Annotated in this window: 20 protein-coding genes; 12 read left to right on the top strand and 8 right to left on the bottom strand. The window is 45.7% G+C overall.

Translation table 11 applies throughout. The features are described from left to right. Positions 1-18 precede the first annotated feature (18 nt). The 4 genes from AB4249_RS17275 to AB4249_RS17260 all read left to right on the top strand — a co-directional run bounded on the left by AB4249_RS17275 (position 19) and on the right by AB4249_RS17260 (position 4527). The gene (locus tag AB4249_RS17275) at positions 19-996 is read left to right on the top strand and encodes an ABC transporter permease (RefSeq protein WP_048612413.1); all 978 of its coding nucleotides are present in this window, start codon (positions 19-21) and stop codon (positions 994-996) included. 2 nt (positions 997-998) lie between these two features. After that, on the top strand, positions 999-1937 hold the full coding sequence (locus AB4249_RS17270; RefSeq protein WP_372104136.1) for an ABC transporter permease: 939 nt from the start codon (positions 999-1001) through the stop codon (positions 1935-1937). A 187-nt stretch (positions 1938-2124) separates the two neighbouring features. Further along, positions 2125-3087 carry an SPOR domain-containing protein gene (locus AB4249_RS17265; RefSeq protein ID WP_372104133.1) on the top strand — a complete coding sequence of 321 codons (963 nt, stop codon included), beginning with the start codon at positions 2125-2127 and terminating at the stop codon, positions 3085-3087. Between the two features lie 198 nt (positions 3088-3285). Further along, positions 3286-4527: an NADH:ubiquinone reductase (Na(+)-transporting) subunit B gene (locus AB4249_RS17260; protein WP_372104130.1), complete on the top strand. Its 1242-nt coding sequence runs from the start codon at positions 3286-3288 to the stop codon at positions 4525-4527. Between the two features lie 92 nt (positions 4528-4619). On the opposite strand, the gene AB4249_RS17255 is transcribed toward AB4249_RS17260, so the two are convergent. The 3 genes from AB4249_RS17255 to AB4249_RS17245 all read right to left on the bottom strand — a co-directional run bounded on the left by AB4249_RS17255 (position 4620) and on the right by AB4249_RS17245 (position 7385). Beyond that, positions 4620-4871: a DUF6482 family protein gene (locus AB4249_RS17255; protein WP_102332574.1), complete on the bottom strand. Its 252-nt coding sequence runs from the start codon at positions 4869-4871 to the stop codon at positions 4620-4622. Between the two features lie 130 nt (positions 4872-5001). Then, positions 5002-6357, bottom strand: coding sequence for a glutathione-disulfide reductase (gorA, locus tag AB4249_RS17250; RefSeq protein ID WP_372104127.1), 1356 nt, complete (start codon positions 6355-6357; stop codon positions 5002-5004). A 188-nt stretch (positions 6358-6545) separates the two neighbouring features. Continuing rightward, positions 6546-7385: a 23S rRNA (adenine(2030)-N(6))-methyltransferase RlmJ gene (locus AB4249_RS17245; RefSeq protein WP_017060143.1), complete on the bottom strand. Its 840-nt coding sequence runs from the start codon at positions 7383-7385 to the stop codon at positions 6546-6548. Positions 7386-7664: 279 nt separating this feature from the next. On the opposite strand from AB4249_RS17245, the gene prlC reads away from it, so the two are divergent. Further along, on the top strand, positions 7665-9707 hold the full coding sequence (prlC, locus tag AB4249_RS17240; RefSeq protein WP_017071475.1) for an oligopeptidase A: 2043 nt from the start codon (positions 7665-7667) through the stop codon (positions 9705-9707). A 91-nt stretch (positions 9708-9798) separates the two neighbouring features. On the opposite strand, the gene asnC is transcribed toward prlC, so the two are convergent. Further along, positions 9799-10263 (bottom strand): transcriptional regulator AsnC, encoded by a 465-nt coding sequence (gene asnC, locus AB4249_RS17235; RefSeq protein WP_008218581.1) that lies wholly within the window; start codon positions 10261-10263, stop codon positions 9799-9801. A 126-nt stretch (positions 10264-10389) separates the two neighbouring features. On the opposite strand from asnC, the gene AB4249_RS17230 reads away from it, so the two are divergent. From AB4249_RS17230 to AB4249_RS17220, 3 genes are all read left to right on the top strand, one after another. Further along, entirely contained in the window at positions 10390-13512 is a 3123-nt protein-coding gene (locus AB4249_RS17230) for an EAL domain-containing protein (protein WP_372104141.1), read from the top strand. Positions 13513-13624: 112 nt separating this feature from the next. Then, positions 13625-14404 (top strand): class I SAM-dependent methyltransferase, encoded by a 780-nt coding sequence (locus AB4249_RS17225; RefSeq protein WP_372101184.1) that lies wholly within the window; start codon positions 13625-13627, stop codon positions 14402-14404. A gap of 141 nt (positions 14405-14545) precedes the next feature. After that, positions 14546-15136, top strand: a complete 591-nt coding sequence (locus tag AB4249_RS17220; RefSeq protein WP_372101186.1) for a hypothetical protein — start codon at positions 14546-14548, stop codon at positions 15134-15136. Positions 15137-15248: 112 nt separating this feature from the next. Here AB4249_RS17220 and AB4249_RS17215 read toward each other — a convergent pair whose 3' ends face one another. Together AB4249_RS17215 and uspA are read right to left on the bottom strand one after the other, a co-directional pair. Then, positions 15249-16127, bottom strand: a complete 879-nt coding sequence (locus AB4249_RS17215; protein WP_372101188.1) for a carboxylate/amino acid/amine transporter — start codon at positions 16125-16127, stop codon at positions 15249-15251. A 52-nt stretch (positions 16128-16179) separates the two neighbouring features. Further along, positions 16180-16614, bottom strand: coding sequence for a universal stress protein UspA (uspA, locus tag AB4249_RS17210; RefSeq protein ID WP_017060149.1), 435 nt, complete (start codon positions 16612-16614; stop codon positions 16180-16182). Between the two features lie 189 nt (positions 16615-16803). On the opposite strand from uspA, the gene ftnA reads away from it, so the two are divergent. The 4 genes from ftnA (at position 16804) to AB4249_RS17190 (ending at position 20584) form a co-directional block, all read left to right on the top strand. Further along, a complete protein-coding gene (gene ftnA / locus AB4249_RS17205) occupies positions 16804-17331 on the top strand; it encodes a non-heme ferritin (RefSeq protein WP_004735556.1) in 528 nt (175 codons plus the stop codon). A gap of 68 nt (positions 17332-17399) precedes the next feature. Then, complete coding sequence (gene uspB, locus AB4249_RS17200) at positions 17400-17723, top strand: universal stress protein UspB (protein ID WP_004735557.1); 324 nt, start codon at positions 17400-17402, stop codon at positions 17721-17723. 250 nt (positions 17724-17973) lie between these two features. Continuing rightward, complete coding sequence (locus AB4249_RS17195) at positions 17974-19167, top strand: NAD(P)/FAD-dependent oxidoreductase (RefSeq protein WP_065682015.1); 1194 nt, start codon at positions 17974-17976, stop codon at positions 19165-19167. A 526-nt stretch (positions 19168-19693) separates the two neighbouring features. Continuing rightward, positions 19694-20584: a LysR family transcriptional regulator gene (locus tag AB4249_RS17190; RefSeq protein ID WP_017079352.1), complete on the top strand. Its 891-nt coding sequence runs from the start codon at positions 19694-19696 to the stop codon at positions 20582-20584. A 10-nt stretch (positions 20585-20594) separates the two neighbouring features. On the opposite strand, the gene AB4249_RS17185 is transcribed toward AB4249_RS17190, so the two are convergent. Together AB4249_RS17185 and AB4249_RS17180 are read right to left on the bottom strand one after the other, a co-directional pair. Beyond that, entirely contained in the window at positions 20595-22127 is a 1533-nt protein-coding gene (locus tag AB4249_RS17185; RefSeq protein ID WP_102332585.1) for an AbgT family transporter, read from the bottom strand. 56 nt (positions 22128-22183) lie between these two features. Further along, positions 22184-23356 (bottom strand): amidohydrolase, encoded by a 1173-nt coding sequence (locus AB4249_RS17180; RefSeq protein ID WP_017079350.1) that lies wholly within the window; start codon positions 23354-23356, stop codon positions 22184-22186. Positions 23357-23504 lie beyond the last annotated feature (148 nt).

Here is a 23504-nt window from a genome sequence, read left to right as displayed (position 1 = left end):
ATAGATAAGGGGCAAGGAATGGTTACGTTTCTGGTCAAGCGCCTGTTTCAGGCACTGATAGTGATGTTTGTGATCAGTTTGGTGGCGTTTGCCATTCAGGATAACCTGGGCGACCCGTTGCGTGAGTTAGTCGGTCAATCTGTTTCAGAATCGGAGCGTCAAGCGCTGCGTGATGAACTCGGCTTAAATGATCCCTTCATTACAAAATACACTCGCTTTGTGGGCGCAGCTCTACAAGGTGATCTTGGTACTTCATATTTCTTTAAACGCCCTGCTGTGGACGTAATCTTAGACAAATTGGTCGCGACGCTTGAACTTGTGTTTGGCGCTTCTTTGATCATCGTTTGTCTGTCGATTCCACTCGGCGTTTATTCTGCAATACACCCAAAAAGCTTCTTCACCAAACTGGTGATGGCGGGCAGTAGTATCGGTATCTCGGTACCTGTTTTCTTAACCGCAATCATGCTGATGTATGTGTTCTCTATTGAACTCGGTTGGCTGCCGTCATTCGGACGTGGTGATACCGCAAACTGGTTTGGTTGGGAGTCTGGCTTCTTAACGCTCGATGGTCTTGCGCACTTAGTGCTGCCGAGTATTGCTCTGGCATCTATCATGCTGCCGCTATTCATTCGTCTAGTACGTTCTGAAATGCTCGAGGTTCTTAGCTCTGAATACATCAAGTTTGGTAAAGCAAAAGGCCTCGCGCTGAACAAGATTTACTACCAACACGCTTTGAAGAACACAATGCTACCTGTACTAACGGTAGGTGGTGTTCAAATCGGTACGATGGTGGCATACACCATTCTGACTGAAACTGTATTCCAGTGGCCGGGTACCGGCTTCCTATTCCTTGAAGCGATTAACCGAGTGGATACACCACTGATTACCGCATACGTTATCTTCGTTGGCCTGATCTTCGTAGTAACTAACACCATTGTTGACCTGCTATACGGCATCATTAACCCAACAGTGAACATCACAGGGAAAGGAGCATAATCATGGAACAAACTACAACAGCTCCATCTCGTTGGGAGCGATTTAAGCAGTCAGATATTCTGTACTACTTCTTACGTGACAAAGTGGCAATGTTCAGCTTTGCTGTTTTCACTGCTTTCTTGGTGATGGCACTCGCGGCACCGATTTTAGCGCCAACAGACCCGTATGACGTGACGTCTATCGACATCATGGACTCTGAGCTACCACCGTCTTGGATGGAAGATGGCGAAGAGCGTTTCCTATTGGGTACCGATGAGCAGGGTCGTGACATCTTATCTACGATGCTTTACGGCTCGCGTCTGTCATTGACGATCGGTTTCCTAGCGGTAGGTCTTCAGCTGACTCTCGGTATCATCATTGGCTTGTCTGCAGGTTACTTCGGTGGTCGTATTGATAGCTTCCTGATGCGTTTTGCCGATGTTCAGCTTTCGTTCTCAACCATGATGGTTGCGATCATTGTCTCGGCCATCTTTAAGGCGAGTTTCGGTAGTGACTTCTACGCGCAATATGCCGTTGTTATGCTGGTGGTGATCATCGGTATTGCCGAATGGCCGCAGTACGCTCGAACGATTCGTGCATCGGTATTGGCAGAGAAGAAGAAAGAGTACGTAGAAGCGGCACGTGTGATGGGCTTTAGAGCGCCTCGCATCATGTTCCGCCATATTCTGCCTAACTGTTTATCGCCAATTTTGGTTATCTCTACGGTACAGGTGGCAAATGCCATCATGTCAGAAGCGGCACTTTCTTTCCTAGGTTTAGGCCTTCCGGTAGACCAACCGTCACTCGGTGCCCTGATCAGTACTGGTTTTAACTACATTTTCTCAGGAGCATGGTGGATCACGGCATTCCCAGGTGTGCTTTTGGTAACATTAGTTCTAGTTATTAACCTACTAGGCGACTGGTTACGTGACGTGTTTAACCCTAAAATTTATAAAGGGTGATAGCGCGGTTTGATTTTTAGAAAAAAAAGTCACTAAACTAAGAGCCGTAAGCAATTACGGCTCTTTTTTTGCTTAATGGATCTGGAACTTAGTATCATTGATACTGTCAATAATACTTAAAATGGAATTCATGTTTTATCGACATTGATTCGGTAATAATTAACCCGTAAGGGTTTAAGTGGTGGTTATGAAATTGACAATGAATGCTGTATGTCGTGCTGTGATGAGAAATTATCGTATGGGGCTTATCGCTGCATCCCTTTTGGTATCGAGCCAAGTTAGTGCAGAATCGGTTCTATGTGATGCTACTCAGGCAAGCACCAATCAATTACCACAGCTAGAGCAATCATGTCCGATCGGTAAGGGCGTGTGGGGCAGTAAAGCACCAAAACGTCATTCAGATAACGAACTGTTTTGGGTTCAATGTGGCCTGCTGAACAAGCCTTTGTCACTGAGCCGAGCAAAGCCTCTGTATGAGAAGATCTCGACCAACGTTTGGATGAAGCCGGAAGGCGGAGACTACCGTTGCTTAATCGGACCTTATTCTACCTTCTCTGATGCGAGAAAAGACCTAGCTCAGGTGCGTAAGGTTTCTGGTTACGGTGAAGCCTTTATTCGTATGGTCGATAAGTCGAAAACCTCATCACAGCCTATTGTGGCAAAACCAGCAGAGCCAAAAGCGGTGACGCACAAGGCTCCTGCAAAAGTAGAAGCTAAGCCTGCACCGAAACCTGTGGCTACTAAGCAAGTGGCGGCGGTAGCGAGCGCTGCAGCAATTCAGACGCTACCAAGCGGTAACGCGAATTCAGACAACGATTTGGAAATCGAAATCCGTGTGACAGCCAATGTTGCGGGTAGCCAATATGCGATTCCTTACCTTCTAGACCATCAGCAGCAGTTCTATATGGAGCAAGGTAAGCCTTGGAGCCGCCTAGATTACGATAGCGCTGAATTGGTGTGTAATCAGGTCAACATGAAGCTGATGAGTGAGAAGCAATGGCAAAGCATCTTGAGCTCAAAGGTTATGGAAAAACAGAACTGGCCAATGCATCTCCCTTATTGGGGCGCAGATAAGAAAGGTCTGTTTACCAACGGTAACGTCAACCAGTTGAAAGGTTCTTCATTGCTTAATGTGATGTGCGTTAAGTAACGACGACCGTTACCAAACCAAATAAGCCTCAGCCATTGCTGGGGCTTTGTTGTTTATACGCCTCTCTTTTTCGACATCGGTTCGACTTTTAGACACTCGTTCTTCAAGACGAATTTGATTAAAAATCGTTAAAAATTGTTCAAATAGCGCGGCTGATGCGTAGAAAACCATAACTCAAGCAATAAGGTGATTGAGATTATGAGTTTAAAAAAACGATTAGAAGACGTGGCTCCACGCTTTGAAGCCGGTGGTAAGTACGAAAAGCTCTACCCAGTGTATGAAGCTTTCGCGACAATATTCTATACACCCGGAAACGTAAACCGCGGCATAACCCATGTTCGTGACAGCATTGACCTAAAGCGCATTATGATTTTGGTGTGGTTGGCGACCTTCCCGGCAATGTTCTGGGGAATGTATAACGTCGGACACCAAAGCGTTCTCGCACTCACATCCAGTTATCAATTAAATGAACTTGCCTCGGTTATCGAGAGTAGCTGGCGTCTGTCGTGGGCATTTGGTGATGCGCAGTCATTGATGGCAAGTGGCTGGGCAAGTCAGATGTTGCTTGGTGCACTCTATTTCCTACCCGTTTATGCCACGGTGTTTGTAGTAGGTGGCGTCTGGGAGGTACTGTTTGCTGTCGTTCGTAAGCACGAAGTTAATGAAGGTTTTTTTGTTAGCTCTGTGCTGTTTGCACTCATCCTCCCGCCAACCATCCCGCTTTGGCAAGCCGCGTTAGGTATCACCTTTGGTATTGTTGTCGCCAAAGAGTTATTCGGCGGCACAGGGCGAAATTTCCTTAACCCAGCCCTTGCAGGACGCGCGTTCCTTTACTTTGCCTATCCCGCCAACATGTCCGGTGGGTTGGTATGGGTTGCTGCTGACGGCTATTCAGGCGCGACCCCACTGAGCCAATGGTATGAGGGGGGCAGCCCGTCACTAATCAATAATATGACTGGCGAGGCGATCACCTGGATGGATGCCTTTATCGGTAATATTCCAGGTTCGATGGGTGAGGTGTCGTCACTGCTTATCATGCTGACGGGGTTGATTTTGATTGTGATGAAGATAGCGTCTTGGCGCATTGTCGCCGGTGTGATTGTTGGGCTTGTGGCGACCTCGAGTTTACTGAACTGGATAGGGTCGGATACTAACTCGATGTTTTCTATGCCGTTTTACTGGCACTTTGTGTTGGGTGGTGTAGCGTTTGGTACCTTCTTCATGGCGACAGACCCAGTATCTGCCGCGTTTACCAATCAGAGTAAATGGGCCTATGGGATTTTGATCGGCGTGATGACGGTCGGCATCCGAGTGCTTAATCCAGCCTACCCAGAGGGCATTATGCTGGCTATCTTGTTCGCCAACCTGTTCGCTCCGCTATTCGACTTTGTAGTGAAAGAGCAGAACATTAAACGAAGACTTAAACGGACATCGCGCTAATCTAGGTGATTAAAAGTGAAAGTGACTCCCATAAGAAAGGCTTGCATTGATGCAAGCCTTTCAATTTTTATCGCGATTGATTTGAGGTTGATTTAACTCCACTTCAAATCAATCTCGAAAGGCTGTGTGCTACCACAATGCTCACCGCACATCTCGTCGTAGGCGCTGTTATGAACCAGCATTGCTGATGCTACGCCTTGGTCACTAAAATGATCGCGTGCTTGGTTTACACTCAAAAACTTCATAGGATGCTGGTGGTCATCTTTAATTAATTGCTTTTGCTCGCCAACGATTTGGTAAGCCAAGTAAATCCCGCCTTCAAATGATTCGATTAGTAGATTCATCACAAACTCCATTGCTGATCTAGATAGGTGGATATTTGTGTTACGTCGAATCGAGAACCAAGGTTCAAAGCGGGCATAAAAAAAGCAGGCACAAGGCCTGCTTCTAAAGAGAGCTCAACTAAGACGTTGATTATCTCATCGTAACAAACTCTTCGCTGCCCGTTGGGTGAATCGCCACAACAGAGTCGAAGTCTGCTTTGGTTGCGCCCATCTTCATTGCAACGCCGAAGCCTTGAATCATCTCATCAACCGTGAAACCGATGCCGTGTAGGCCAACGACAGTCTCTTCTTCGCCAGCACATACTAGCTTCATCTTACAAGGTTGACGGTGCTTGGTTACTGCTGTGTACATCGCAGTGAAGCCAGATGTGTAAACCTTGATGTTGTCTTTGCCGTACTTCTCTTCAGCTTCTTGAGTCGTTAGACCAATCGTGCCGATAGGTGGGTGGCTGAATACAACAGTAGGCACTAGCTTGTAGTCCATTTTCGCGTTAGTTTGACCGTTGAATAGACGCTCAGAAAGCTGACGACCTGCTTTAACCGCTACAGGAGTTAGCTCGATACCGCCTTCCATGATGTCGCCAACACAGTAGATGCCAGGAACGTTAGTTGCTTGGAACTCGTCTACTTTGATGTAGCCACGGTCGTTAGTTGCAACGCCAGTTGATGCTAGGTTGATAGCGTCAGTTGCTGGGTGGCGACCGATAGCCCAGATTAGGTGGTCAACGTTTTGAGTGTTGCCGTTCTCTAGGTGTAGAGTCAGTGTGCCATCCGCTTCTTTCACAACTTCTTTAGGCACTGAGTGCGTGTGAAGTGTTGGACCTTCTGCTTCCATTACTTCTACTAGCGTTTCGATGATCATTGGATCGAAGCTACGTAGTGGAGATTCTTTACGACAGAACAAGTGTGTTTCTGTGCCTAGTGCGCTTAGTACACCTGCGATCTCAACTGCGATGTAGCCAGCACCGATAACCGCAACGCGTTTTGGTTGCTCCATTAGGTCGAAGAAGCCATTTGAGTCGATACCGTGCTCTGCGCCAGGGATGTTTGGAATGGTTGGACGACCACCTACTGCGATAAGGATGTGATCAGCGGTGTAGTGTTCACCGTTAACTTCAACTGTCTTTTCATCAACGAACTTAGCAAAGCCTTTGATTACGTTTACTTTGTTGTTACCTAGTACGCGGTCGTAAGATTGGTGGATACGACCAATGTACGCTTGGCGGTTTTCTATTAATTTGCTCCAGTTGAAGCCTTTTACGTCAACGTCGAAGCCGTAATCTTCAGAGTATAGGTTGATCGCTTCAGCAACTTGAGCGCCGTGCCACATTACCTTTTTAGGAACACAACCAACGTTTACACAAGTACCACCAAGGTCTTGAGCTTCGATAAGTGCAACCTTTGCACCGTGCATTGCTGCGCGGTTTGCTGATGCGATGCCGCCTGAACCGCCGCCGATACAGATGTAATCAAAATGAGTCGCCATTACTTTCTCCATTTATTGAAGGCTGTGGGTACAGTGAGCGCACTGAACACCTACGTCCTATAGATTCTTAAATTGTATAATTATTATATTGAGGGCAGATCGGTTGAACTCAATCTCCCTGTTTAAAATTTATTCGTGTACGTCACAATCTGCTTAATATTTGTCAGAGCATGACGTTAAGTTCGAGATTACTCGGGTACGATCCACTCTACTTTGAAGTGACCGGTCGCCGGCGCAATTGCTTCCTTCAAGAATGGAAGAATCTCTTTCATTTGGCTTTCTAGCTTCCAAGGCGGGTTAATCACGATCATGCCTGATGCCGTCATGCCACGCTCGTTGGTGTCTGGTGATACGCCAAGTTCGATTTGTAGAATCTTGTTGATGCCTAAGCCTTCGAGACCTTCGATCATATCTTCGATATCACAGCGATTTACTACCGGGTACCAAATTGCGTAGATACCGGTTGCCCAGCGCTTGTGGCTTTGAGCGATTGCAGTCACGACATCACGGTACTCTTTTGCCAGCTCGTAAGGCGGGTCGATCAGTACTAAACCACGACGTTCTTTTGGTGGCAGGCTGCCCTTTAAGCGCTTAAAACCATCTTCTTTGTAGATAGATACCTGACGATCACGGTGGAACTCTTGCTCAAGCAGCGGGTGATCGGCTGGGTGAAGCTCAGTCAGTACCATGCGGTCTTGGTCACGCAGGTGTGCACGTGCAACACGTGGAGAACCCGGGTAGTAACGCAGTTTCTCGCCATTATTGAGAATGGAAATAGACTCAAGGTAGCTTTGAATGTCTTCAGGAAGGTCTGTTTGCTCCCACACACGAGCAATACCTTGCTTGTATTCACCGGTTTTTTCAGACCATTCATGCGTTAAGTCGTAACGACCTACACCAGAGTGAGTGTCATGATAAACAAAAGGCTTATCCTTTTGTTTCAAAGAATTAAGAATAAGGCTCTGTACGATATGCTTTACTACGTCGGCATGGTTACCTGCGTGGAAGCTGTGGCGATAACTTAACAAATTAAACTCTCGTAACACTCTCGAATTAGAGTGTGGTTAGTGTAGGTGGGGTTAATCAGACTATTATAACCCTCAATGGACCATAAATTCTCGAACAATTCAGGAACAGTCGCTAGCAATATGCAGTTAGTTATTGGTTCTACTATTGAAATTTGCCTTGTTGGGCACTATTTAATAACTATTCGCAGGTGATTTTTTAGGGCGAACTTTAGCCTGATGACTGTAAGACGACCTCATTACAAAAAAGACGAAAGTCTCTAAAGCCAAAGGAATGTTTATATGTCTAATCCGCTATTAACCTTCACGGACTTACCTCCGTTTTCACAGATCAAGCCAGAGCACGTAAAGCCTGCAGTTGAGCAAGTGATTGAAGCGTGTCGCAACAAGATAGAACAAGTACTTGAAGGTAATACTTCACCAAGCTGGGACAACCTAGTTGCTCCAATTGAAGAAGTGGATGATCGTTTAGGTCGCATTTGGTCACCTGTAAGCCATATGAACTCTGTCGTGAACAGTGACGAACTGCGTGAAGCGTATGAGAGCTGCTTACCTGTGCTATCTGAATACGGCACTTGGGTTGGCCAACACAAAGGCTTGTTCGAAGCGTATAAAGCGATCAAGGCGAGTGAAGCATTCTCTGCACTGAACCGAGCTCAACAAAAAACTATTACCGACGCACTGCGCGACTTTGAATTGTCGGGCATTGGCTTACCTGCAGATGAACAGCATCGTTACGGCGAGATCAGCAAGCGCCAGTCTGAGTTAGGCTCTCAATTCTCAAATAACGTGCTTGATGCAACCATGGGTTGGAGCAAGCAGATCACAGACGTAGCTGAGCTGGCAGGTATGCCTGAATCAGCACTGGCGGCAGCTCAAGCGGCGGCTGAGTCTAAAGAGCAAGAAGGCTACCTACTGACTTTAGATATCCCATCATACCTACCTGTGATGACCTACTGTGATAACCAAGAACTGCGTAAAGAGCTTTATGAAGCGTACGTAACGCGCGCTTCAGATCGCGGTCCAAACGCAGGTAAGTGGGACAACACTGAGATCATCACCGAGCAACTTAAGCTGCGCCACGAGATCGCGCGCATGCTTGGTTTCAGTACTTACAGCGAAAAATCACTGTCGACTAAGATGGCAGAAACGCCAGACCAAGTGCTTGGCTTCCTAAACGACCTAGCAGTAAAAGCCAAACCGCAAGGTGAGCGAGAAGTTGAAGAGCTACGCCAGTTTGCTGAGAAAGAATTTGGTGTCTCTGAGCTAAACCTGTGGGACATCGCTTACTACAGTGAGAAACAAAAACAGAAACTGTTCGAGATCTCTGATGAAGAGCTTCGTCCTTACTTCCCAGAATCTAATGTGGTTTCAGGTCTGTTTGAGGTACTGAACCGCGTGTTTGGTATGTCGGTAACAGAGCGTCAAGGCGTAGACACTTGGCATGAGTCAGTGCGTTTCTTTGATATCTTTGATGCGACTGGAACACTGCGTGGTAGCTTCTACCTAGATCTATACGCACGTGAACACAAACGTGGTGGCGCTTGGATGGATGACTGTCGTGGTCGTCGCATTACCGAATCTGGCGAGCTACAGACCCCGGTTGCTTACCTAACGTGTAACTTCAATAAGCCAGTTGGTGATAAGCCAGCACTGTTTACTCACGATGAAGTGGTGACCTTGTTCCACGAGTTTGGCCACGGTATCCACCACATGCTAACGCAAGTAGAAGCGGGCGCAGTTGCGGGTATCAATGGTGTGCCTTGGGATGCGGTTGAGCTACCAAGTCAGTTCCTAGAAAACTGGTGTTGGGAAGAAGAAGCGCTGTCGTTCATCTCTGGTCACTTCGAAACGGGTGAAGCGCTACCAAAAGAGATGCTAGAGAAGATGCTAGCGGCGAAGAACTTCCAATCTGCGATGTTTATCCTGCGTCAGCTAGAGCTTGGTTTGTTCGATTTCACGCTACACACAGAATACGACCCTGAAGTGGGTGCTCGCGTACTAGAAACGCTAGCGGATGTTAAGTCTAAGGTGTCGGTACTGCCAAGCCTAGATTGGAACCGTTTCTCACACAGCTTTGGTCACATCTTTGCTGGTGGTTACAGCGCGGGCTACTACAGCTACCTGTGGGCAGAAGTGCTATCGGCAGATGCGTTCTCAGCATTTGAAGAAGAGGGTATCTTCAACACTGAAACGGGTAATCGCTTCCTGAACAACATCCTTGAAATGGGTGGCAGTGAAGAGCCAATGGAGCTGTTCAAACGCTTCCGTGGTCGTGAGCCACAAATCGACGCAATGCTGCGCCACGCGGGAATCAACGCATAATCACGGTAACTATCTAGTTTATTGCGAAAAGAGCCTCTAGTTAGAGGCTCTTTTTTTGTCTGTGCGTTATGCCAAGCAAGGCGAATCAATGTTATGGATTCACATTGCGGTTGATAGGGTTCTGCAATGAAATCAGTGTCTCTGTCGACTGAACTTCATCGATCGCTTGCAGCTTATCGATCAATACAAACTGCAGCTCTTCTATCGACTTACACATCAGCTTTACAAAGATATTGTAAGCACCAGTGGTGTAGTACGCCTCAACCACTTCGTCTAAGGCATTCAGCTTAGCGATCGCCGAGTGGTAATCTTTGGCAGCATTAAGGTTGATGCCAATAAAGCAACACACGTCGTAACCCAGTTTTTTGGTGTTTACCACAACTTCCGTTCGCTCGATAATGTCTGCCGATCTCATCTTTTCGATGCGAACGTGAATCGTCGCAGGGCTGACATCGAACTGCTTTGCCATTTCAGCGTAAGGAGTTCGTGCATCTTCCATCAAGGTTTTGAGAATGGCACGGTCTAGATCATCTAGACGAGCTGTGGTTGTGGACATGCATAATCCTTAGGTTGAATGAAAAACATACCGGCTTGAGTACACATCATAGCCAAGGGTGATAATATTAGCAGTAACTATAGGGTTAGGGTGAATTCAGTGCGATTTTCGTTATTTTTTATTGTGATGTGTTGGAGTGTTTTTGCTTCAGCTCAGGCAAAAGATGTGTTGGTTATTCACTCTTATCATCAAGGCTTTTTCTGGACAGATGATTTCCATAAAGGACTATCTGATGAGCTCGATCGCGATGGGTTATCTTACCGGGTTGTTTATCTCGATACCAAGCGAACTCAAAACGCTGAATACTTAGAGCGAATTTATCAGCTATACCGCACTAAGCTGTCGCATGAAGAGTTTGCCGCTGTAGTCGTCAGTGATAATAACGCCCTCAATCTGATGAAACGCTTAGCGCCCGAACTCAATGGCACACCCGTTATTTTTGGTGGCATCAACAATTTTTCTCCGCAAATGATTGAAGGCTTGCGCGCAACCGGTATCACTGAAGATATTGATATGGCGAGCAATATTGAGCTGATCAATCGACTTCAATCGACGGTTAAAAAAGTTTACGTGGTTACCGATCACTCGGTAACGGGTGAAGCTATTCGCGCTCAAGTGGATTTATTTCTACAAAAACGCCCTGAGTTTTCTGGGATGGTGGAGCAATATACGCCTGATTCTTATCAAGAACTGATGACGTTCGCGCAACGCGCTGATCTAACTAAAAGCTTGTTGTTCTGGGCCTACTACCGCGACATCAATGGTCGGGTCAGCAGCAAAGAAGACTGGCGTCAGCTCAACAAAAAAACTCAGATGCCATTGTATATTGTGCATGATTTAGGACTTGGGTTTGGTGCGATTGGTGGCGTGATCCACAGTGGAGAAACGCAAGGTCGAGACACGGGGCGCGTGCTGTTGAGCGTGCTGAACAATCCTAAGGCTCCATTGCCATTGGTGGTTGCTGGCGCGCCAGAAATCAAACTCGATTACCAACAGATCTCACGTTGGGATTTGGGTGCAGAGAATGAAGCCTCAGTAACCTTCCTCAATAAGCCGAAGTCATTCTTAATGCGCTATCGCGATGAAATTCGCACCATCGGTTTAATGTTCTTGAGCATGTCGTGTGTTATCGCGGTGTTGGTGTATTACCTTAACCGTCTGAAGAAGAGCGAACGTGCAAGTCGCCAAAGCCAACGACTGTTGGAGTCGATATTTGATCAGAGCCTGCAATTTATGGGCATCATTGATAAGGGTGGCGTGCTGCTGTCGAGTAACAGCAAGTTACATGAGCTGCTTTATAATCAAGGCTATAAACTGGGAACGCCGCTGCAACAACACCAACATTGGGAAAGTTCTGCGCGAGAAGTGCTAGCCGAATATTTCATCGCAAAAAGTGAGCACCCAGCCTTACGATTTGAAGCCGAGGTGTGGTGTCGAGATCGCGGTGCGATGGTGTTGGATATTTCATTGAAGCCGATGCCGGGCAGTGAAGACGAAGACATTCAGTTTCTCTTTGAGGCGCGCGACGTGACCTCACGTAAGCTTGCTGAGAATAAGCTGTTCCAACGTGAAGCAAACTTGAAGCTGTATTACGACAAACAGCCGGTGATGATGATTACGCTCGATGGCAATAATCGCATTCAACAAGTGAACCAGTTTGCCGAAGAGCTTTTGGGATACCCTCTCGATCAGTTGTTGGGCCATCGCCCTAGAGAATTCTATGTTGATGAGAACGCGATGATTCCTCGTCATATCTTGCTGCAACCTCAGCATAAGATTCGTGGTGTGTGGCGTCGTGATATCGAATATCGCCATGCCGACGGCAGCAAGAGCTGGATTCGTGAAAATATCCGCCCGTTGGTGGAGTCTGATCAGCTGTTGATTGTGGGTGAAGACATCACCGAAACGCACGAGCTTTCTGAAAAGCTAGAGTATCAGGCTCGCTATGACCTACTGACTGACACCTTTAACCGCAACCACTTTGAGCAAGAGCTGCAAAAGGCGCTGAAAGAGGTTGAGAGCCACATGCGAACTCACGCAATGTTGTTCCTAGATTTGGATCAGCTGAAAGTGCTGAACGATACCGCAGGACATGAAGCGGGTGATGCTGCGATCTTGTTTAGCGCCAAACTGCTAGAAGACGTACTGCCTTACAATGCGGTGTTAGCGCGAATGGGTGGTGATGAGTTTGCTGTGCTGATGAAAGACTGTACTGAACGAGATGCGGTGAATGTGTGTCGCAGTATTATCTCGATGATGAGTGAGAATCCATTCTTGTGGGATGATATTCGACTCAACCTGACGTGCTCTATCGGTATTCGATTGATCGACCATACAGCAGCTTCACCACAGATGGTGCACGCTCAGGCGGATGCAGCTTGTCATGCCGCTAAAGAAGAAGGTCGCAATCGCTATCATCTTTACCATCAAGATGATGAAGACCTGCGTCGTCGCCATCTTGAGATGGAGTGCGTTAACCTAGTGCATGAGGCCTTGGCTAACGATCGCTTAGAGTTGTTTGCGCAGCGAATTCTTGGCCTAGATGAAGACAGCGATAAAATGCACTTTGAAATCTTGGTCCGCATCAAGAACATCCAAGGGGAATACATCTCCCCGGGGATCTTCATGCCAGCCTCAGAGCGTTATAACATCGCGCATTTGATTGACCGCCAAGTCGTCAGTCAAACCTTGGGTTGGTTGGAGCAACGCCCTGAGGTTATTGAGGAACTGGGGATGTGTTCAATCAATCTTTCCGGTCACTCGATGGGTAACCGTGAGTTTGTCGAATTTTTGATAGATAGCCTGAGCGATTCATCGATACCGTGTCATAAGATTTGTTTAGAGATCACCGAAACAGCGGCCATGAGTAACATGAAGCAGGCGATCAAGTTCTTCACTCGAATCAAAGAGCTTGGCTGCATGATTGCATTGGATGATTTTGGCTCAGGGCTATCGTCATTTGGCTATCTGAAAAAGCTGCCTGTCGATATTGTGAAGATCGATGGCTTGTTTGTACGTGATATTGATGTGAATGAGATGGACCATGTGATGGTTCGCTCGATCAATGATCTTGCCAAGCAGATGGGCAAGCACACCGTGGCTGAGTTCGTTGAAAATACCCAGATTATCGACAAGCTTATCGAACTGGGTGTGAACTACGCGCAGGGCTACATCATAGGGCGACCTAAGCCACTCGCAGAGCTTGTTGAAGAGTTAAGACAAGAGCGAGAGACAGAGCCATTGGTTTAGGTAAGCCGACTTTAGCTGGGAATACTTTTCACCGCTAATATGTATTGTTGAGGCAATCAGGTAAACTGGTTGCCTCTTTTGTTTTGAATACTACTGTCTGTTGGAGACGACCTTGCAACTACAACTGATTTGCGAAGATGCTACCCAAATCGATCATTTGAATGACTTGGCGACCCGTTGGAATTTATCTCATGATGAAAACAGCGAATTTGCCTTGGTGCTGACTGATGAGCGTCTTGAGTTACGCAAAGTGGACGAGCCCAAGTTAGGAGCTATCTTTGTTGATTTAGTGGGCGGTGCGGTTGGTCACAGACGTAAGTTTGGTGGTGGCAAAGGTCAGGCGATCGCCAAGGCGGCAGGTTTAAACAAAGGGGCTACGCCAACCATTCTTGATGGTACTGCAGGCTTAGGTCGCGATGCGTTTGTATTGGCTTCTCTAGGTTGCAAGGTGCAAATGGTAGAGCGTCACCCTGTAGTAGCAGCTTTGCTGGATGATGGCTTACAACGTGCCCAGCAAGACCCAGACATCGGCGGTTGGGTAAGCGAGCGTATGAAGTTGATTCACGCTTCAAGCCATGATGCGCTAGATAAGCTTAGTAATGATCCTAACTTCGAGCAGCCAGATGTGGTGTATCTTGATCCAATGTACCCGCACCCTGAGAACAAAAAGAAATCGGCTCTGGTTAAAAAAGAGATGCGCGTATTCCAATCTTTGGTGGGTGCCGATCTGGATGCTGATGGTCTATTTGAGCCGGCGATGAAATTGGCATCGAAGCGAGTTGTGGTTAAAAGACCGGATTACGCTGCTTGGTTAGACGAACAAAAACCGAGCATGGCGATTGAAACCAAAAAGAACCGTTTTGACGTCTATGTGAAAGCATCAATGACTTAATTGAAGCATCAATAACTTAGATACACGCTAAGAAAATTTCCCGTCATAAATACGATAAATTGCCATTTAACACTTGCGATAGTCGCGTTACGGATGTATATCTAACTAAGAATCATTATTATTCTTAGCTGGAGTTGAAGCATGGCTAAACGCTTTTGTAAGTTAAACCGTCGAGATATTACCGAACACTTGGGCGAGATCCACAGCTTAGTGACTGAACCTAAGTTCGTGTGTCGTTCTTGCGCGCGTTCTTCGGCGGATCAAGCGAATCTATGCAAACCCACCGCAATTCCACCTCTTGGTTGTCAAAACAAACCCGTTGAAGAGAAAGTCGCATGCGGCCTGCTAGCGGAAACATTACCTGCACCAGAACTGTCGCTTGCGGAAATCAACGAGGCAATTGAACCGAGCGTACAAATGTTCGATCCAGCCGCCGCTGATATGGCCCCTGAGCTTGCCAAAAAAGAAGCCGAACAGAAAAAAGCCAAGCTGAAAAAACTGATGGCGAAGGCGAGCGGTGATGAGAAAGCTGAACTCAAACAAGCGAAGAAAGCGGCTAAGAAACAAGAGAAGTACAATAAGAAACTGGCGAAGATGATTAAGAAGCAGCAAAAGCTGTTTAAGAAAAGTCAGAAGCTGGAAAGTGAATTGGAACGAATCAACCTACAACTTGATGATGTTGCCTTCACTGAAAGCAAGACTCAGGTAGTGAGCCACAATCAAATCCACTGAAGTTGATTTGAATGGTTTATTGCTACAGCGATGATTTAAAAAGAGCGACCTTAGGTCGCTCTTTTGCTTTTTGGGGTTATCCGAGCTGACTCATGTAGCTCGTTCAAATCAGCTAAGCGTTGCTTGCGGATCTTGCTACGCGCTTCTTCACCCACGTCTCATTGACGAATAAAGAGAATAAGATAACGGCGCCACCAATAGACAAGCGAACCAAATCGACATCTCTGTTCCAAATCAGGATATTCACCACCAGACCAGCAGGAACCAAGGCATTGTTCATCACTGCCAGCGCGCCAGCATTCACCATGCACGCGCCTTTATTCCACATAAAGTAACCCAGCCCCGACGCAATCAAGCCAAGGTAGATCAGGATTCCCCATTGAAGTGTGGTGGTGGGCAGTTTCTCTGGGTTGCCTAGTAGCATGAAAGCCACTGACGCGACACATAGCGCCCCTAAGTAGAAGTAACCAAATACGGTTCGCTGAGGCAACTCGGTCGATTCCTTCTCCATCACCACCTTGTAGCCCACCTGACCAATAGCAAAGCACAGGTTCGCGCCTTGCACGACGAGGAAGCCGACTAAAAAGTTTTCGTTAATACCTGCGAACTTAATGAATACCGCGCCCAATACCGCAATTGCCGCTGTCACTAGGTACCACGGAGAGAATTGCCCTTTGAGGAAGTCATAAATAAGCGTGACGTAAATTGGGGTAAAAACGGTAAACAAAAGGACTTCAGGAACGGATAGCAGCAAGAAAGACTGATAGTAGAAGCAGTACATTAAGCCAAGCTGGATGCCACCAATGGCCATCAATTTAGCGATCAGCTTACGCGAGACGCCACGGAACTTAAGGAAAGGAAGAAACACGATACCGGCAAGGGCAACACGCATCAGTACAGAGAACCAAGCATCAACCTGACCAGCAAGGTAAACGCCGATCAGGCTAAAGGAGAAGGCCCATAGGAGGGTAACACCAGCTAAATAGCTCATAGTAAAACTTCGTTAATAAGATATGAGCTGTATGTTACCTAACCTTAAATCATTAGTCTTCTGAATCTCTTAGAGGCACGACCAGCATATCAACCGGAGAGGCGTTGATCAGTTGGCGTGTTGAAGAGAGCAGCTTGCTCCAAAAGTCTTGATGGTGACCGCAAACCACGAGATCAACATTGAACTCGTTGATGGTGTCACACAGCTCATGACTCAAATCACCACTGCCTACTAGGGTATGGGTGATCGGGTATTGGGCGTGCTCCGCAAAATTTTGCAGCTGAATACGAGACGCTTCCATCGCGTTGTGCTGGGTTTCGGCCATGTTGATATCAATCAGGCCGGTATACAGCTCTGCGTAGTTAATATCGATATGGATAAAAGAGACTTTGGCTTCCAATGGCTTAGCCAATGCTACCGCTTTATCCACAATTAATTTGCTGTCTTCTGATAAATCGACCGCGACCAAAATATGTTTGTAACTCATATCGCTACCTCCTTTATTCATTGTCTGATTTAAGATTAGCACTATGCGATGGCTTTTTTTGCTGAAGTGATCTCATATCCACTGTCTTGCGTAATGACAGCTCGAAATATTGGTTAACTAATGGCCTGCGAGATATTCATTAAATAGTGATATAGTAGAGAAAATTGAGGATGTAATTAGGAGTCTTAAATGCTGTCAAAAACTATGGTTGAGCAACTGAATGATCAAATTAACCTAGAATTTTTCTCATCCAATCTATACTTACAAATGAGTGCTTGGTGTGAAGACAAAGGATTTGAAGGTGCAGCAGAGTTTCTGCGTGTTCATGCAGTAGAAGAAATGGAACATATGCAGCGTCTTTTCACTTACGTAAGTGAAACCGGTGCAATGCCAATTCTAGGTGCGATTGAAGCGCCAAAACATGAATTTGATAGCCTTGGTGCTGTGTTCCGTGAAACTTATGAACATGAGCAAATGATTACTCAAAAGATCAACAAACTGGCTCACGTTGCTTTCAGCACACAAGATTACTCAACCTTTAACTTCCTGCAATGGTACGTTGCAGAGCAACACGAAGAAGAGAAGTTGTTTAAAGGTGTATTGGATAAGCTAGAGCTTGTTGGTGAAGACGGTAAAGCACTGTTCTTTATTGATAAAGACCTAGCGCAATTGGCAAAAGATGGTTCATCTTCAATTATGGAAGCTCCTGCCGTTTAGGTAGTACGGGAAAGACACTGATTATCTTTTTCTTTTGAGTTTTCTTATGAAGATGTAGGGAGGAAAGGATGATCAGCGGCGACACTATTCTATTTGCACTAATGGTTGTGACTTGCGTGAACTGGGCGCGATATTTTACTGCGCTAAGAACACTCATTTATATAATGCGAGAAGCACATCCTCTACTTTATCAACAAGTAGACGGAGGTGGATTCTTCACAACTCATGGCAATATGACCAAGCAGGTTCGCTTGTTTAGTTACATCAAAAGCAAAGAGTACCACCATCATCACGACGAAGTGTTTATGTCGAAGTGTGATCGCGTAAGACAGTTGTTTATACTTTCTTCCGCTCTGCTGGGTGTAACGTTGCTGTCTTCTTTCATCGTCTAAGTTATTTAGTACGTGTGAAGTAGAGTTTAGGTTTTGGTGTAAAGCTTCGGTTGTTGGTTCGCTAAGCCAAGTAGTGGTTTTGCTGCTGTCTGCAAATTGTACAATTGAACATCAATTGCAAAGTTTAAAATTGCCGCTAGAATAGCGAGCAATTAGTAAGGATGTGCTGTTTATGCACATCCTTTTTTATTGATGGCATTTCGAGAACAGGGCGTACTCGAGGTGCAAAAGTGAAGAAAGCAGAACCCCAATGAGTGAAAAGTTTGATGTAATCGTAATTGGTGCGGGCGCCGCGGGCTTAATGTGTGCTGCGGAAGCGGGTAAACGTGGCCGACGAGTGCTGGTGGTTGATCATGCAAAGAAACCAGGCAGAAAAATTTTAATCTCAGGTGGCGGCCGTTGTAACTTCACTAACTATGATGTTTCAGCCAACAACTTCCTATGTAACAACCCTCACTTCGTGAAGTCAGCCTTATCTCAATACACCAACTGGGATTTTATCTCGATGGTGAGCAAGTACGGTATTGAGTTCGAAGAGCGTGACCACGGCCAATTGTTCTGTGTGAATGACCACACTGCAAAAGACATCGTGAGCATGTTGCTTGAAGAGTGTAAGCAAGCGAAAGTTGAACAGCGCTACCGTTGTGATGTTCACTCCATCGAAAAAACAGACGCTGGCTTTAAGATGCACCTTAATACCGACGAAGTTGAGTGTGACTCACTGGTTGTGGCGACGGGCGGTTTATCGATGCCGAAACTAGGCGCGACGCCATTTGGCTATAAGATTGCCGAGCAGTTTGGTTTGTCTGTGATGCCGACTACTGCGGGTTTGGTGCCATTTACTCTGCATAAAGAAGACAAAGAAGCCTTTGCTGAGCTTTCAGGAATCGCGATTCCTGCCGAGATCACCGCGCAAGACGGCACCTTATTCAAAGAAGCGTTGCTGTTTACGCACCGCGGTCTATCTGGTCCTTCTGTACTGCAAATCTCTTCGTTCTGGAAAGCGGGTCAATCGGTTTCGATTAATCTAGTACCAGAAGTGGACGTTGCTGAACTACTTGAAAACTCTCGAGAGAAACACCCAAATCAGAGCCTGAAAAACACCTTGGCGAAAGCACTGCCGAAGCGTTTTGTTGAAGTGTTGATTGACCGCAAAGAGCTGGAAGACAAGCCGCTCAAGCAGTTCAATGAAAAACAGCTGAATGACATCGTAGAGCATCTAGAAAACTGGAAAATCGCGCCAAACGGCACCGAAGGTTACCGTACTGCCGAAGTAACTCTAGGTGGCGTGGACACCAATCACCTATCTTCAAAAACCATGGAATGTAAGAGCGTGTCTGGCCTCTATTTCATTGGTGAAGTGATGGACGTAACCGGTTGGTTAGGCGGCTATAATTTCCAATGGTGTTGGAGTTCTGGCTTTGCAGCAGGTCAGTGGGTTTAAGAGTGACAGACAACAGGTTTGTCTCTTAATAGTGACAGCCACTAATTATCCCTCGAGAGTAGCTATTTTGCATTCTTACATTTAGTTTCTTTGGTGACTAAATTTCAACTTTCAAACCAAAACTCAATTTGTAATCGTCTTTATTGGGCTCTGAGTTGTTAGAGCCTAGTTTGGATAACATATATGCTTCACGGTTAATTTAACTTTCAAATCTAAACCCGCAATAATTTCCTATCTAACGCTAAACTGTTAACGCACCTCACATCTCATGGAACACTGAACAACCATAAGCATCAGTAAAGTCCAACTCCTTAGTCACTTCGCACTCTAAATTGGAAGGGCACAGAACGGTTGTAAAACTTTCTGCTTGATATGATTTTTAATGAGAAGCCACACACATTGTAGCAACCCATGACGCTGAACTGACTCTATCGCTTTGTGTGAATCTTATATTGTGAGTCTTCTTATTGATGTTTCGTAATCGATAACTTTGTGCAAAGAAAATACTTAAGGTGGTGTCAGTCTTATGGATGTGAGTTATCGACAACTTAAAGCGTTTATTACTCTTGCTGAAACTAAAAGTTTTACAGCCGCGGCTGAACAAATACACATTACGCAATCTGCATTGAGCCAAATGATGCAAAAACTTGCGGTACAAACTGCCTCAGAACTTATTGAGAAAAGAGGCCGAAAAATACTGCTAACTGAAACTGGTCGTACGTTCTATCAAGAAGCTTTGTTCATTGTTAACCGTTTGGATAAGTGGGAGTTGGAAAATAAAGCTCGTCAGCAAGGCTACCATCGAACGCTGGTTATCTCGTCTTTGTATTCAATGTGTTCTTCATTGGTTCCGAAAACCATCAGTGAGCTGAAAAGAACGCACCCATCTTTTTCGTTTCGGTTAATTGAGGAGCGAGTTAATGATATCCATAATTCAGTTCTAGAAGGACGTGCGGATATAGGTATTGGTACTCCCCCTAATAACTCGGAACTAAATTTTGAACTGCTGTTTCGTGATCACTTATGCTTTACCTGTAATAAGGCTCATCACTTGAGTGCAGAGAGTGAGGTTAACTGGAAGCAGGCTCATCAGTATGCTTCTATTGGTATCAGTCCAGGAAATAGTTTAAGAACACTTGCTGACCAGGCATTTATGCGAGCAGGTCTTACCTATGATCCTGAAATTAGTGCGTCACACACTTCAACATTGCTTGGTATGATCGATAGCGGTTTAGGTTCTGCTATTTTATCCTCAACCATCGCTTCATTACATGCTCATGAGAACTTGAGATTTATCCCAATAGTAAAACCAATTCAATATCGTTCAATTGGGCTAATTACAAGAAAAGAAACTCACCGACAGATCATCGATGAGTTTAATCTAATGCTCAGAAAGCAAGTCAGTCTCAAACTGTAGTTTACGCGGTCTACATAGGTCCAACAGGTAGACCTAGCATAGTGTAGGTCAAGAATACAGCTCCCCAGATTGTAAATAGAAAGAATGCATATGGGACCATCATAGCTAGAAATGTACCGAATTTTACGTTGGGGTTATATTTGGCTATCAACGCTAATACCATCGGCACGTAAGGGTTTGTTGGAGATATAATATTGGTTGTTGAGTCTGCGATTCGGTAAGCCATCTGAGTATATTCAGGTGATATATCCAGTAGCATGAATAGTGGAATAAAGACTGGGGCCATGATTGCCCATTGAGCCGAACCACTGAAAACAATCAGGTTCATGAACCCTGCAAGTATCATAAACATGGCTAACATTAATAGCTTTGGCACTTCAACCTGAGCGAGCATTTCAGCGCCATTCACAGCGAAAAATATAGCCAAGTTAGACCAATTAAACCAAGCAATAAATTGGGCAATAACAAAAACTAAGACGATGTAACCCCCAATACCATGCAATGACTTCGCCATCAGATCGGGCACATCACTCGCTTTCTTTATCTCTCCGGCTTTTACACCGTAAACCACGGCATTCATAATGAAAAACGCCATAATTATTGGGATTATGCCAGTAAGGAAGGGAGATGGAACTAAGCCGCCATCGGCGTTTTTCAATGGCGAATCACTTGGAAGTAGTAGCGCCACCATTCCTAGGATAAAAACAATTGATGCGTACCCAGACCATTTTAAAGCTCGTTTTTGAATGTCGGTGACACTATATTTCTCAGGGTTTTCAGTGCTCAGTGGAGACTCTTCGGCAGAGCGTTTTGTTTGCTTATCAAATCGCGGTTCTATGTATTTGTCTGTTATAAGTGTTCCAAGTATGACCAAGAGAGGTACCGAAAGAAGCATGAAGTACCAGTTAGCCGCGGGGCTAACTTCTACAGGTTCAACAATGCGGGCAGCTTCTGTTGAAATACCGGAGAGTAAAACATCCGTTCCTGCGATAAATACGTTGGCAGTAAAGCCTGCGGCCACAGCAACAAAGCCAGCAGCAATTCCTACGACAGGGTTTCGATTGGTCGCAGAGAAAATGATGCCAGCTAAAGGAGGCACTAAGATAAACGCCGCATCAGATGCTAAGTTACCGATGATCCCGGTTAGAAATATAGAGGCAGTTACGAAATTTTTGGGTGCGTTTAAAAGCGATTGTTTAATTGCTGAGTCTGCTAATCCTACTTCTTGAACAAGCCCTACCGCGAGCATCATGCAAAGTACCAAACCAAGAGGTTTAAACGCGATAAAATTTGATACAGCTGAATTTAGAATGTACACAAACCCTTCGCCACTGAGCAGGTTCTTTACTTTGATTTCATCTCCGCTCAAAGGGTGCGCTATATTCCCACCAAAAGTCGACACTATCCAAGACAAGAATATGACCGCTAAGCATAAGGTAATAAACATATAGAATGGATGGGGTATTCGGTCACCAAACTTCTCAATACGATCAATTATGCTGACTTTCTGAGGGAGTTGTTTTTGATCTAGTAAACCTGACATTTCACACTCCTGTGATTATTGAGGGTCACCGTGACCCCTGTGCTAATTTTTATGAGCTAGTTTTGTTGAAGTAGAGAGATGAAGTATGCGGCTCCGGTCGGTAACACTCGATCATTGAAATCGTAGTTCTTGTGGTGCAAGCCTATCGTTTCTCCATTGATGGTTAATCCGTTGCCGATGAACCCATAACATCCCGGTACTTGGTCTAGAAAAAAAGAAAAGTCTTCGCTGGCTAATAAAGCCTCACATGTTGCGTTAACCTGATCATTACCAACGACTGAAGAGGCGGCTTTCACTGCTGTCTCGACTTCGGGGAAGCTGTTGACGGTGGGTGGGTGAGATATTGGACCTAGGGAGAATTGTGCGGTCATGTCGAAAGCCATGGCAGTGTGAGAAACCAAAGTATCAAGTTGAGAGACCAAGCGGTCTCGCACATTTTGGGAGAGAGTTCTGAAGGTGCCACTCATTTGAGCGGTATCAGCGATAGCGTTAGTTGTCTCACCGCAATGTAACTGTGTGACTGAAACGACAAGCGGTTCAAACGGGCTATAAGTTCGACTAACTAAGCCTTGTATACCTTGATAGATATGGGTCGCAACTAATAAAGGATCTTGAGTGTTTTGTGGTAGGCCCGCATGCCCACTTTTGCCATTAATCTGAATAAAGAGACGATCGGAACTTGCCATGATCGGTCCTTCTTTGAATGCGAAATGCCCTTCTGGTATTCCTGGCATGTTATGAAGTGCGTAACATGCATCTAATGGATAGCACTCAAGTAAGCCATCCTGAAGCATTTTTTGCGCGCCACCAACGCCTTCTTCAGCGGGTTGAAAAATGAGTACGGCTTTACCATTAAATTGACGGTTTTTTGCGAGGTATTTTGCTGCATATAGCAGCATTGTGGTATGTCCATCATGCCCACATGCGTGCATTTTTCCGGCCTGACAAGAACGGTGAGAAAAGTTGTTTTCTTCGTGGATCGGCAATGCGTCCAGATCGGCTCTTAAACCTAAAGTTTTTCCGTCACCGAGTTCCCCTTGGATAACCGCAACAACGCCTGTTCCTCCAAAGCGAGAGTCTATTTGTTCAACGCCATATTCCTTGAGCTTGGCGATTACCATACTTTGTGTGTTGTGCTCTTCAAAACCCAGTTCTGGGTGTTGATGAATATTTCGTCTAATTTCTACCATTTCTGGTAGCCACTCTTCTAGTTCTTGTAATAGGGACACGTCACTTCCTTAGGTAACATTTTCATAACATATAATCATGACGGTGTCGTATTACCTAGTTGGATGCGTAATAGTCTTATTAGTAAAACTTATAGCAATCTATATCGAACTTTTTGATGTGGTGTTTTTGAATATCGGAGGTGTTGGG

It is taken from the genome of Vibrio sp. 10N.261.55.F4 (assembly GCF_041470465.1).
GTDB classification, from domain to species: Bacteria; Pseudomonadota; Gammaproteobacteria; order Enterobacterales; family Vibrionaceae; genus Vibrio; species Vibrio crassostreae_C.
The sequence above is the reverse complement of the archived record's forward strand: the minus strand, read 5'-3'. Positions and strand labels throughout refer to the sequence as shown.